The sequence below is a fragment of the uncultured Jatrophihabitans sp. genome (assembly GCF_964251945.1).
In the GTDB taxonomy this organism is placed as follows: domain Bacteria; phylum Actinomycetota; class Actinomycetes; order Mycobacteriales; family Jatrophihabitantaceae; genus Jatrophihabitans.
Window position 1 is genome coordinate 137,893 of the sequence record NZ_CAXULP010000008.1, and the last position, 11,672, is coordinate 149,564.

Below are 11,672 nucleotides of genomic sequence, written 5' to 3' on the forward strand. Positions count from 1 at the left end.
GATCAGCGCATCGAGCCGATCAACAGCTCGATGTCGGCCGGCGTCGTCAGCGGGTTGACGACGGCGAACCGGGTGCACACCTGGCCGTTGTGCCGGGTCGGCGTCACGAAGCCGACCTGCTCCTCGAGCAGCCGGCTGCTCCACCGCGCGTAGTCCTCGGCCGTCCAGCCGATCCGTTCGAAGACCAGCACCGACAGCTCCGGCTCGAGCAGCAGCCGCACGTGTTCGCAGCCGCGGATGTGCTCGGCGCCGGTGCGGGTGACGGCGAGGGTGGTCTCGATCGCGTCGGTGTAGGCGGCGGTGCCATGCACGGCGAGAGAGAACCAGAACGGCAGCCCGCGAGCCCGCCGGGTCAGCTGGATCGCGAAGTCCGACGGGTTCCATTCCCCGTGCACGTTGACGGCGTCGAGGTAGCCGGCCTGCTGGGTGTGCGCCGCGCGCGCCTGGACCGGGTCGCGGTAGAGCAACGCGCACGAGTCGAACGGCGCGAACAGCCACTTGTGCGGGTCGACGATGAAGGAGTCGGCGTGCTCGACACCGTCGAACAACCGCCGCACGCTCGGCGCCGCGAGACCCGCGCCGCCATAGGCGCCGTCGACGTGCAGCCACCAGCCGTGTTCATGAGCCACCGCCGCGGCGCCGGCGATGTCGTCGACGATCCCCAGGTTGGTGGTGCCGGCCGTCGCGACGACCGCGAAGACCCCGTCGCGCACGTCGGCGGGCAGCGCGTCGACGGTTGCGCGCAGCCGCTCGCCGGTGAGCCGACCGCGCTCGTCGCCGGGCACCTGCACGACGTCCACGTCCATCACGACCTTCAGCGCGTGCGCAACAGACGAGTGCGTCTCCGCGGTGATGCACACCGCCCAGCGCGCCGGCCGGCGCCCGCCGCGCCGGTGCAGGACGGATTCGCGCGCCGCGACCAGCGCGGACAGGTTGCCGATCGTGCCGCCCTGCACGAACGCGCCGCCGGCCTCCGGCGGCAACCCGGCCAGCTCGGCGAGCCAGCCGAGCGCCTGGTTCTCGGCGTACACCGCGCCGGCGCCCTCGAGCCACGACCCGCCGTACAGCGACGTCGCGCCGACGAGCATGTCGAAGCCGGCGGCCGCCTTGGACGGCGCGCTCGGGATGAACGCGAGATAGCGCGGGTGGTCGACCGACATGCAGGCCGGCCCGAGCACGTCGCGCCACAGCCGCAGCGCCTCGTCCGGGCCGAGGCCGGTCTCGGTGACCGTGTCGCCGGCGGTGCCGGCGAGCTCGGCCGGGGTGCGCGGCTGGTCCAGCGGGGCGTCCCCGGCGAGGCGGTCGAGGCAGAACTGCGCCAGCGTGCGCGACATCCGCTCGGCTTCGGCGGTGTAAGAGTGCACGGGCGCCAAGACTACGGGCGGCCCGCGGGCGAGGCGGAACCGCCGAAGCAGAACCGAAAGCACAACCGCAGGGGGAACGCGCGCGGCCCAGCCGGCGTTTAGGCTGCGTACAGGTTCAGCTGATTGAGTCGCCCCGTACCCAAGTACGGACCGACACGAGGTGAGGACATGACGGACGCTGCCCGCAGCGCCGCCGAGAGCGAGATCTCGGCAACCGGATCGCCGGCTGCCGACGAGGCCAGCGCCTGGGTGCCGCCGAGCTGGGACGAGGTCGTGCGCGAGCACGCCGACCGCGTCTACCGGCTGGCGTTCCGGCTGTCCGGCAACCGGGCCGACGCCGAGGATCTGACCCAGGAGACGTTCGTCCGGGTCTTCCGCTCGCTCGCCCAGTACTCGCCGGGCACATTCGAGGGCTGGCTGCACCGGATCACCACCAACCTGTTCCTGGACATGGTCCGCCGGCGCCAGCGGATCCGTTTCGACGCGCTCCCGGAGGACGCCGGCGACCGGCTCGCCGGCGCCGACCCAGGCCCCGAGCAGTCCTACGACGAGATGCATCTCGACCCCGAGGTCCAGGCCGCGCTCGACGCGCTGCCGCCGGACTTCCGGGTCGCGGTCGTGCTGTGCGACCTCGAGCAGTTGTCGTATGAGGAAATCGCGGCGACCCTCAACATCAAGGTCGGCACCGTCCGCTCGCGCATCCACCGCGGCCGGGTGCTGCTGCGCGACGCGCTGGCCCACCGCGCGCCCGGCACCCGCCCGGCCGAGCCCGGCCGGGAAGCCGCGGCTGTGCCGTCCATCCCGCCGTCCACCGAATTGTCCACTCAGCCGTCCACCCAGCCGCAACCCGTCCGGACCCGCATGTCGCTGTTCGGCGAACCCGGGGTCGTCGGCGCGTGAACGTCCAGCACCTGTCCGACGAGGCCGTCGCGGCGTATGCCGACGGCGTGCTTCGCGGCCACTCGCGCGAACGGGCTGCTCGGCACGTCGAGTCCTGCGTCGAGTGCCTCGGCGCGGTCCGCGTGCAGCGGGAGGCCGCGTTCGCCCTGCGCGCCGCGCCGGCCCCGGCGTTGCCGTCGGCGCTGGCCGACCGGCTGCGGTCCGTGCCGATGACCACGACGATCAGCAATCCGAGCGCCCTGCCGACCGTCGTCGCGCCGGACGGCAACACGATGTTCGCCACGTTCGCCCCGGCCGCCGCGCTGGTGCCGGCCGACCAGCCAGCCGGCCGCGCCCGGTTCGGTTCTCGGGCTAAGCCCGCGGCCCTGACGTTCGCCCTCGTCGCGCTGGCCGGAACGCTGACCGCTGGTTCGGTGGCCCGCGACGCCGACGAGCCCTCGACCGGGTCGGGCGCCGTCGCCCACCAGATCTCCTCGCGGCACTCGAACTCGCCGGGCGGGCCGGGCTCGGCCCTCTTCGACGCTGGACGGCCCTGAACCGCGCTGAGCGCGTCGGCTCGGCCGCACACCCCACGACTTGTCCTCGCTTCGGCGGGCTGGGGCCCGGCCTAGCGCGGACAACTGCGGCGCCATCGGCTGCGCGCAGGTGGGGCAGACTTGACGACGTGGGTTTCACGACGAGGAGCGAGGCGTGAGCGAGGACTCCGGCGCGGCTGACGCGCAGTTCGCCCGGCCCGCCGACGTCGAGGGCTCGTTCGCCCCGCGGGACGGCGCGCCGCCCTACAGCCCGCCGCCGCCGACGGTGTCGCCGAACGAACGCGCGGTCTTCGGCCGGCCGCCCGGCGGCGGCCCGTACGACCCTGCCCCTGGCGAGCGCCTGCCCCCGCGGGCGGTCGAGCACAGCCCCGTCCCGCGGATGTTCGCCGAGGTATTCGGCGCCGGTCCGGACGCCCGCGACGGCTTCGCGCCCGCGCCGGGCACCCGGCTGCCGCCGAGCGGGCCGGGACCGGCCGCACCGTGGTGGAAGCCGGGCGCCGCCCGCGACCCGTGGCGTGATCCGCGCTCGCAGTTCTGGCTCGGCCGCCCCGCCGTCTTCACCGGCGCACGCGCCGAGCAGCTCGACCCCTACGCCGACACCGAGACCGAACTGGCCGACGCCGACCTGGCCGACGCCCGCCCGGACGCCGATTCACCCGACGGCGACGAGGACGTGCTCGAGACCGGCACGGTCCGCCAGGTGCGCTTCGGCCGCTCGACCTGGATCTTCACCTTGCTCGTCGCGCTGGTCGCCGGCGTGCTCGGCGGCGGCGTGGGCTGGTGGCTCACCGACCATGTCCATGACGCGCTGCACCGTCCAGACGTCTCGTTGGCGCAGACCGACAACCCGGTGAGTCGGGCGCCGAACTCCGTCGCGGGGATCGCCAAGCGGGTCGGCCCCGCCGTGGTCTCGATCGCCGTCAAAACCCCGGACGAGTACGCGATCGGCTCCGGCGTGGTGATCGACAAGCTCGGCTACGTGCTCACGAACAACCACGTGGTGGCCGGCGCGATCGGGGTCAAGGGCGCCTCGATCGTCGTCACCTTCAGCGACGAGGCGACGGCGAATGCGCAGATCGTCGGCCACGATCCCACCAGCGACCTCGCGGTGATCAAGGTGCCGAACGAGCAGTTGACCGTCGCGCCGCTCGGCAACTCGGACAAGCTCGCGGTCGGCGATCCGGTGATCGCGATCGGCTCCCCTCTCGGCCTGCAGGGCACCGTGACCGCCGGCATCGTCTCCGCGCTGAATCGTCCGGTGAAGGCGACGGGCGAGGACGGCACATCCGCCTACCTCAGCGCGATCCAGATCGACGCGCCCATCAACCCGGGCAACTCCGGCGGCGCGCTGGTCGACGGCGCGGGCGCGGTGATCGGCATCAACACCGCCGGCCGCTTTGCGATCTCCGACGGGTCGGGCAGCGAGATCCCGGTCAGCGGCATCGGCTACGCGATCCCGATCAACCACGCCCGGCAGATCGCCCAGGAGCTGATCCGCACCGGCCACGCAACGCACGGCTCGATCGGCATGCAGGGCGTCACCGCGCTGTCCGGCCTGCAGGTCGGCGGCTACGTCAAGCAGGTGTCCCCAGGCGGGGCGGGAGCGAAGGCCGGGCTGAAGCCCGGCGACGTCGTGGTGGTCGTCGACGACACCGCGGTGCAGACGTTCGACCAGATCATCGTGATCGTCCAGCAGCACCAGCCGGGCGACAGGATCAGCCTGACCTACTACCGTGGCAGTCGGAAGCTGACAACGACGGTCACCCTCGGCAAGGGGTAGCGACGTGTTCAACGTGGGGCCGTTCGAGCTGATGGTGCTCGCCATCGTCGGCATCGTGGTGCTCGGCCCCGACCGGTTGCCCGGCCTCGCCCGCGACGCGGCCCGAATGATCCGGTCGTTGCGCGACATGGCCACCGGCGCACGGCAGCAGCTGCGCGACGAGCTCGGTCCGGAGTTCGCCGACGTCGACCTGCGCAACCTCAATCCGCGCACCGCGCTGCAGCGGGCGGTGCTGGGCGACGAGGTCGACTGGCAGAAATACGACCCGCGCCGGCTCGACCCGCGTTCGGCCGCCCGCAACGCGATCTTCGGCGACGATGACGACGACTTCGACGTCGACACGCCGGTGTCGATGGCCAAGCCGTCGGCAAACGGCAGCCATCAGGCCAACGGCGCCCATCCGGCCGCCAACGGCACCCGCCCGAGTGCCGCGCGGGCCGCCGGCGAGCGGCCGCGCCCCAGACCTCGGCCGGGACCCCCGCCAGCAGCCTCGGCCTACGACTCCGACGCGACCTGAGTCGCAGGCCCGCATCCGGCTCAGCGAACCGGCTGTCTCAGCGGACCGGCTGTCTCAGCGGACCGGGGTAAGCCCCAGGCTCTTGCCCACCAGGCTGCGCTGGCGCGCGGCCAGCGCGTCGGCGACCTTGCCCATCGCCTGCGCCGCGGGCGAATTCGGCGCCGTGAGCACGACCGGCGCGCCGTTGTCGCCGCCCTCGCGGACGCTCTGATCGATCGGGATCTGGCCGAGCAGCGGCACCCGGGTGCCGGTCGAGGCGGCGAGTGAGTCGGCGACCGCCTGACCGCCGCCGCTGCCGAACAGCTCCATCCGACTGCCGTCGGGCAGGTCGAGCCAGCTCATGTTCTCCACCACGCCGACGATCTGCTGGTGGGTCTGCAGCGCGATCGACCCGGCGCGCTCGGCAACCTCGCGGGCGGCCAGCTGCGGCGTGGTGACGACCAGCAGCTCCGCAGAGGGCACGAGCTGGGCCACCGAGATCGCGATGTCGCCGGTGCCCGGCGGCAGATCCATCAGCAGCACGTCGAGGTCGCCCCAAAAGACGTCGGCGAGGAACTGCTGCAGCGCGCGGTGCAGCATCGGCCCGCGCCAGACCACCGCCGTGTTGCCCGGCGTGAACATGCCGATCGAGATCACCTTCACGTCGTGCGCGATCGGCGGCATGATCATCTGATCGACCTGCGTCGGCTTGCCGGTCACGCCGAGCATCCGCGGCACCGAGAAGCCGTAGATGTCCGCGTCCAGCACGCCGACTGACAGGCCGCGGGCGGCGAGCGAGGCGGCCAGATTCACCGTCACCGACGACTTGCCGACGCCGCCCTTGCCGGACGCGACGGCGTATACGCGGGTGCGGGAGCCGGGCTGGGCGAACGGGATCTCGTTGGCCGGGGCGTCGCCGCGCAGCGTCTGCCGCAGCTCGCCGCGCTGCGCGTCGGTCATCACGCCGAGGGTGACGTCGACCGACGTCACGCCGTCGACGCGAGACACCGCGGCGGTGACGTCGCGAGTCAGCTGCGCCTTCATCGGGCAGCCGGCCACCGTGAGCAGCACGCGGACCGCGGCCGCGCCGAACTCGTCGACCTCGACGGACTCCACCATGCCGAGCTCGGTGATCGGCCTGCGGATCTCCGGGTCGTCGACCGTGGACAGGGCGGCGCGGACCGAGGAAATCAAAGCGGTGGACACGCCTTCGATGGTACGTAGGATCGCAGCGTCATGACCGCTGAGCCGCCAGTGCAGCCGCCAGCGCAGCCCCGGGCAGTCCGCCGGCCGAGGACGCCGCGGCCGTCCGACTGGCGGGTCGCGGTGTGGCGGACCTTCCTGCGCGCCCACGCGCGGGTGGCCGGCGAACTGGAGCACGACCTCACAGCCCGGCTCGGCCTCCCGCTCGCCTGGTACGACGTGCTCGTCCAGCTGGCCGAGGCGCCCGGCCGGCGGTTGCGGATGGCCGAGCTGGCCGACCGGGTGCTGCTGTCCCGCTCCGGTCTCACCCGGCTGATCGACCGGCTGCAGACGGCCGGCCTCGTGCGTCGCGAACCGTCCGCCGACGACGCGCGCGGCACGTTCACCGTGTTGACCGAGGACGGCCTGGCCCGACTGCGCGCCGCTGCGCCGGTGCATCTGGCCGGTGTCGACCGGCACTGGTTGCGGCACTTCACCGACGAGGAGTTGCGGGTGCTCGGCGAGCTGCTCAGCCGGGTCGCCCCCGACTCCCCGTGAGCAGTGATCGTCGGGCCGTCATCAGGGACTCGCTCGGCGTCGGCGCCGCGGTCGGCGCCTATGGCTTCGCATTCGGGGCAGCGTCGGTGGCGGCCGGATTGTCGGCGTTGCAGACCTGCCTGCTGTCCCTCCTCGCGTTCACCGGCGGGACGCAGTTCGCGGTCGTCGGCGTGCTGGCCGGCGGCGGCACGGTCGCGGCCGCGCTTGCCGGCGGCCTGCTGCTCGGCTCGCGCAACACCCTGTACGCGATGCGGCTGTCGCCGCTGCTGCGAGTGCGCGGGGCTCGCCGGCTGCTCGCGGCGCTCGGCACCATCGACGAGTCGACGGCGATGGCGGTCGCCCAGCCGAGCCCGGCGCTGGCTCGCACCGCGTTCTGGTGGACGTTCGCCGGCGTCTTCGCCTTCTGGAACCTCTCCACGCTGCTCGGCGCGCTCGCCGGGTCATTGGTGAACCCGACGGACTTCGGACTGGACGCCGTCGTGCCGGCCGCGTTCCTCGCCCTGCTCGCGCCGCGGCTGCGGTCCGGCGCGATCGAAAAGCGGATCGCCGTGGCGGCCGCGGCGATCGCGCTCGCCTTGATCCCGTTCACGCCGCCCGGCGTGCCGGTGCTCGCGGCCTGCGCGGCGCTGCTGCTCGGCGGCGTGGTGCGCGGATGAACACCTGGGTGCTGGTGCTGGGCACGGTCGTCGGCTGTTACGCGTTCAAGCTGGCCGGCTACTTCGTGCCGGCGCGGACTCTCGACCGGCCGCAGGTGCGGCGGGTGGTCGAGCTGCTGCCGGTGGCGCTGCTCGCGGCGCTGGTGGTCGTCGAGGCAGTCGCGGACGGCCGGCGGCTGGTGTTCGACGGGCCTCGGCTGGCTGGGCTCGCGGTAGGCGCCGTCGCCGTCTGGCGCAGGGCGCCGTTCCTGGTCGTGGTGCTCGCCGCCGCGGCGACGGCGGCGCTGCTCCGGCTCGCCATCGGGGGTTGATCCGGCCGCCGCAGCGCGTCCACGCGGCTCAGCGGTCGACCGCGTCCTCGCGGTCGCGGCTGTCCCGCGCGGCCTCGGCCCGGGAGAGCTCCGAGCGCAGGAAATCCCGCGTCGCCACCTCGCCCAGCGCCATCCGGATCGCGGCGATCTCCCGGGCGAGGTACTCCAGGTCCGCCTTCGACTCCCGGGCCTCTTCGCGGTCGGAATCCAGGTTGACCCGGTCGCGGTCGTCCTGCCGGTTCTGCGCCAGCAGGATCAATGGAGCGGCGTAGGACGCCTGCAGCGACAGCACGAGGGTCAAGAAGATGAACCGCGTCGGGTTCCACGGGTCGAACTGCAGGCTCTTCGGCGCGGCGGCGTTCCAGATGATCCACAGCACGACCACCGCGCTCTGGAAGACGAGGTAGCGACCGGTGCCGAGGAACCGCGCGATCCGTTCGGTGATCTTGCCGAACGCCTCCGCGTCGTAGCGGAATCGAGGTCCGCGTCGCTCGACGCGCGGTTGATCGAGGCGGGCCCGCTTCTCAGCCATGGCCGATCGCCCCCTGCGCGTCGAGTCCGGCGTCGCGATCGGCGTCGCGATCGGCGTCGCGCCACCCCTCGGGCAGCAGGTGGTCGAGCACGTCGTCCACCGACACGGCGCCGAGCAGCCGGTCGTGCTCGTCGACGACGGGCGCCGCGACCAGGTTGTAGGTGGCCAGGTGCCGGGTGACCTCGCCGAGCGGCGCGTCCGGCCGCAGCCGGCCGGTGTTCTTCTCGCAGACGCCGCTGACGAGAGCCGACGGCGGCTCCCGCAGCAGCCGCTGGATGTGCGCAGTGCCGAGAAAGCGCCCCGTCGGGGTCGCCTGCGGCGGGCGCACCACGAACACCTGCGCCGCGACGGCCGGCGACAACTCGGGGTTGCGCACCCGGGCGAGCGCCTCGGCGACCGTCGCGTCCGGCAGCAGCACGACCGGCTCGGAGGTCATCAGGCCGCCCGCGGTGTGGTCCGCGTAGGTCATCAGCCGGCGGACCGGAGCGGCCTCCTCCGGCTCCATCAGCTCGAGCAGCCGCTCCTGGTCGGCGGACGACATCTCGCCGAGCAGGTCGGCCGCGTCGTCGTCGTCCATGGCCTCGAGCACGTCGGCGGCGCGTTCGTCGGCGAGCGAGCCGAGCAGGCTGACCTGGTCGTCCTCGTCCATCTCCTGCATGACGTCGGCGAGCCGGTCGTCGTCGAGCGCGGCGGCGACCTCGATGCGGCGGGTCGCCGTCATGTCCTTCAGCGCGTTCGCGACGTCGGCCGCGCGCATGTCCGACAGCATCGCGAGCAGGGCGTCCGCGCCGTGGTGCGCGCCGCTGACGCCGAGTCCGTCCACCTCGTCCCAGTCGACCTGGAACAGCTCCCCGCGGCGGCGGCGCGGCAGCCGGCCGGTGTGGGTGCGCACCGCGAGGCGGCTGACGACCCAGTCGCGCGTGCGGTTCTTCTCCATCGCGGCGTCGACCACGCTCGCGCTCTGCCCGTTCTCGCGCACGGTGACCGTGCGGTCGAGCAGGTCGGTGAGCACCAGCACCTCGTTGCTGCGTCGCTCGAACCGCTTCATGTTGACGGTGCCGGAGGCGAGCACGACCTGGTCCGGCTCGATACGCGTCACCCGGCCCATCGGCACGAAGATCCGGTGCCGGGCGGCGAGTTCCACCACGAGGCCGATCACCCGCGGCGACTGGCGGTCGGCGCGCAGCATCGTCACCGCGTCGCGGACCTTGCCGAGCTGGTCGCCGCCCGGGTCGAACACGTCGATGCCGGCCAGTCGAGCGAGGAAGACCCGGTCGCCGGTGCTCACGTGCAGCTCCGGTCCGTCGTCACGACAAGAGAGTAGTCGTCGGTCGCTGAGGCTGCGTGCGACCTCCGACTGCGATTTGCCGGGCGGACCAAGGCTTCGGCATGCTCCGACACATGAGTGAGACTCTTCGCCCGCGCCGATCCTGCCTCGCTGTGCCCGGGAGCAACCCGCGCTTCCTCGAGAAGGCGAAGGGCCTGCCCGCCGACCAGGTCTTCCTCGACCTCGAGGACGCCTGCGCGCCGCTGGTCAAGCCAGAAGCGCGCAAGAACATCGTCGCGGCGCTGAACGAGGGCGGCTGGGGCGACAAGATCCGCGTCGTCCGGGTGAACGACTGGACGACGCACTGGACCTATCGAGACGTCGTCGAGGTGGTCGAGGGCGCCGGCGCGAACCTCGACTGCATCATGCTGCCGAAGGTGCAGAGCGCCGACCAGGTCGTCGCCCTCGACATCCTGCTCACCCAGATCGAGAAGACGGTCGGCCACGAGGTCGGCAAGATCGGCATCGAGGCGCAGATCGAGAACGCGCAGGGGCTGATCGCCGTCGACGCGATCGCCAAGGCCAGCCCGCGGGTCGAGACGATCATCTTCGGGCCCGCCGATTTCATGGCCAGCATCAACATGAAGTCGCTGGTCGTCGGCGAGCAGCCGCCCGGCTACGACGTCGGCGACGCCTATCACCACATCCTCATGTCGATCTTGATGGCGGCGCGGGCCAACAACAAGCAGGCGATCGACGGGCCATACCTGCAGATCCGCGACGCCGACGGCTTCCGCCGCGTCGCGTCGCGCAGCGCCGCCCTCGGCTTCGACGGCAAGTGGGTGCTGCATCCAGACCAGGTCGGCATCGCCAACGAGGTGTACGCGCCCAACCAGGACGACTACGACCACGCCGAGCTGATCCTCGACGCCTACGAGTGGTCGACGTCTGAGGCCGGCGGCAAGAAGGGGTCGGCCATGCTGGGCGATGAGATGATCGACGAGGCGTCGCGCAAGATGGCCCTGGTGATCTCGGCCAAGGGCCGGGCCGCGGGCATGCAGCGCACGTCGACGTTCGAGCCGCCGCAGTCCTGAGGCCGCCGCCTCGCCCCGCCGGGACATCACGCTGGACCCGCGGCAGAGCGACACGCCGGCCGCGAGGCCGCAGCGGGGCCAAGGCGGCGTGAGAGTGACGTCACCGCCGTTACTTGGACGTCCAACATTCGTCGGGGGATACTTCGATGAAACATCGTGGAGGATCCGCATGGCCCGCCTTGCCCAGACCGCCGGATTGACCGACGTCCAGACCGAGATCTTGTCCGCGGTCAAGACCTTCGTGGACAAGGAGATCCTGCCCTACGCCACCGAGCTCGAGCACAAGGACGAGTTCCCCGAGGCGATCGTCGAGGGCATGAAGGAGATGGGCCTGTTCGGCCTCATGATCGACGAGGAATACGGCGGGCTGGGCGAGTCGCTGCTCACCTACGCGCTGGTCGTCGAACAGATCGCCCGCGGCTGGATGTCGGTGTCCGGCGTGATCAACACGCACTTCATCGTCGCGTACATGATCGCCCAGCACGGCACCGAGGAGCAGAAGCAGCGACTGCTGCCGAAGATGGCCACCGGCGAGATCCGCGGCGCGTTCTCGATGTCCGAGCCGGACCTCGGCTCGGACGTCGCCGCCATCAAGACCCGTGCGAAGCCTGACGGTGACGAGTTCGTCATCACCGGCTCGAAGATGTGGCTGACCAACGGCGCCCGCGCGGGCGTCGTCGCGACCCTCGTCAAGGACGAGCAGGGCGCCGACTCGGTCTACAAGAACATGACCACGTTCTTGATCGAGAAAGACCCCGGCTTCGGTGAGACGCGGCCCGGGCTGACCATCCCCGGCAAGATCGACAAGATGGGCTATAAGGGCGTCGAGACCACCGAGATGATCCTCGACGGCGTTCGCGTGCCGAAGGAAGCGATCCTCGGCGGCGAAGAGGGCCGCGGCCGCGGCTTCTACCAGATGATGGACGGCGTCGAGGTCGGCCGCGTCAACGTCGCCGCCCGCGCCTGCGGCATCTCGATCCGCGCCTTCGAGCTCGC

General features: G+C 72.1%; 13 protein-coding genes. 9 read left to right on the top strand and 4 right to left on the bottom strand.

What is annotated here, in order from left to right; translation table 11 throughout:
- Nucleotides 1-2 precede the first annotated feature (2 nt).
- The gene (locus ACFFBG_RS15480; RefSeq protein ID WP_375480290.1) at nucleotides 3-1,364 is read right to left on the bottom strand and encodes a pyridoxal phosphate-dependent decarboxylase family protein; all 1,362 of its coding nucleotides are present in this window, start codon (nucleotides 1,362-1,364) and stop codon (nucleotides 3-5) included.
- Nucleotides 1,365-1,532: 168 nt separating this feature from the next.
- Here ACFFBG_RS15480 and sigE point away from each other — a divergent pair, with 168 nt between their 5' ends.
- The 4 genes from sigE (at nucleotide 1,533) to ACFFBG_RS15500 (ending at nucleotide 5,097) form a co-directional block, all read left to right on the top strand.
- Nucleotides 1,533-2,264 (top strand): RNA polymerase sigma factor SigE, encoded by a 732-nt coding sequence (gene sigE / locus ACFFBG_RS15485; protein WP_375480292.1) that lies wholly within the window; start codon nucleotides 1,533-1,535, stop codon nucleotides 2,262-2,264.
- Nucleotides 2,261-2,800 carry a hypothetical protein gene (locus ACFFBG_RS15490; RefSeq protein WP_375480294.1) on the top strand — a complete coding sequence of 180 codons (540 nt, stop codon included), beginning with the start codon at nucleotides 2,261-2,263 and terminating at the stop codon, nucleotides 2,798-2,800. Before sigE ends, ACFFBG_RS15490 begins: the two co-directional genes overlap by 4 nt.
- Before the next feature lie 154 nt (nucleotides 2,801-2,954).
- Nucleotides 2,955-4,580, top strand: a complete 1,626-nt coding sequence (locus tag ACFFBG_RS15495; RefSeq protein WP_375480296.1) for a S1C family serine protease — start codon at nucleotides 2,955-2,957, stop codon at nucleotides 4,578-4,580.
- Nucleotides 4,581-4,584: 4 nt separating this feature from the next.
- Complete coding sequence (locus ACFFBG_RS15500) at nucleotides 4,585-5,097, top strand: sec-independent translocase (RefSeq protein WP_375480298.1); 513 nt, start codon at nucleotides 4,585-4,587, stop codon at nucleotides 5,095-5,097.
- A gap of 54 nt (nucleotides 5,098-5,151) precedes the next feature.
- Here ACFFBG_RS15500 and ACFFBG_RS15505 read toward each other — a convergent pair whose 3' ends face one another.
- Nucleotides 5,152-6,282 (bottom strand): Mrp/NBP35 family ATP-binding protein, encoded by a 1,131-nt coding sequence (locus ACFFBG_RS15505; RefSeq protein WP_375480300.1) that lies wholly within the window; start codon nucleotides 6,280-6,282, stop codon nucleotides 5,152-5,154.
- A 30-nt stretch (nucleotides 6,283-6,312) separates the two neighbouring features.
- Between ACFFBG_RS15505 and ACFFBG_RS15510 the strand changes: the two genes are divergently transcribed.
- The 3 genes from ACFFBG_RS15510 to ACFFBG_RS15520 are packed head-to-tail and all read left to right on the top strand — an operon-like array spanning nucleotide 6,313 to nucleotide 7,783.
- Nucleotides 6,313-6,816 (top strand): MarR family winged helix-turn-helix transcriptional regulator, encoded by a 504-nt coding sequence (locus ACFFBG_RS15510; protein WP_375480302.1) that lies wholly within the window; start codon nucleotides 6,313-6,315, stop codon nucleotides 6,814-6,816.
- The gene (locus ACFFBG_RS15515) at nucleotides 6,813-7,472 is read left to right on the top strand and encodes an AzlC family ABC transporter permease (protein WP_375480304.1); all 660 of its coding nucleotides are present in this window, start codon (nucleotides 6,813-6,815) and stop codon (nucleotides 7,470-7,472) included. The genes ACFFBG_RS15510 and ACFFBG_RS15515 overlap by 4 nt, the downstream gene beginning before the upstream one ends.
- Complete coding sequence (locus tag ACFFBG_RS15520) at nucleotides 7,469-7,783, top strand: AzlD domain-containing protein (RefSeq protein WP_375480306.1); 315 nt, start codon at nucleotides 7,469-7,471, stop codon at nucleotides 7,781-7,783. Before ACFFBG_RS15515 ends, ACFFBG_RS15520 begins: the two co-directional genes overlap by 4 nt.
- Nucleotides 7,784-7,811: 28 nt before the next feature.
- Here ACFFBG_RS15520 and ACFFBG_RS15525 read toward each other — a convergent pair whose 3' ends face one another.
- Both ACFFBG_RS15525 and ACFFBG_RS15530 read right to left on the bottom strand, forming a co-directional pair.
- Nucleotides 7,812-8,315 carry a DUF1003 domain-containing protein gene (locus tag ACFFBG_RS15525; protein WP_375480308.1) on the bottom strand — a complete coding sequence of 168 codons (504 nt, stop codon included), beginning with the start codon at nucleotides 8,313-8,315 and terminating at the stop codon, nucleotides 7,812-7,814.
- Nucleotides 8,308-9,603 carry a magnesium transporter MgtE N-terminal domain-containing protein gene (locus ACFFBG_RS15530; RefSeq protein ID WP_375480310.1) on the bottom strand — a complete coding sequence of 432 codons (1,296 nt, stop codon included), beginning with the start codon at nucleotides 9,601-9,603 and terminating at the stop codon, nucleotides 8,308-8,310. The genes ACFFBG_RS15525 and ACFFBG_RS15530 overlap by 8 nt, the downstream gene beginning before the upstream one ends.
- Before the next feature lie 113 nt (nucleotides 9,604-9,716).
- Between ACFFBG_RS15530 and ACFFBG_RS15535 the strand changes: the two genes are divergently transcribed.
- Nucleotides 9,717-10,676, top strand: coding sequence for an HpcH/HpaI aldolase/citrate lyase family protein (locus ACFFBG_RS15535; RefSeq protein ID WP_375480312.1), 960 nt, complete (start codon nucleotides 9,717-9,719; stop codon nucleotides 10,674-10,676).
- A 169-nt stretch (nucleotides 10,677-10,845) separates the two neighbouring features.
- On the top strand, nucleotides 10,846-11,672 hold an 827-nt coding region (locus ACFFBG_RS15540), incomplete at its 3' end, for an acyl-CoA dehydrogenase family protein (RefSeq protein WP_375480314.1).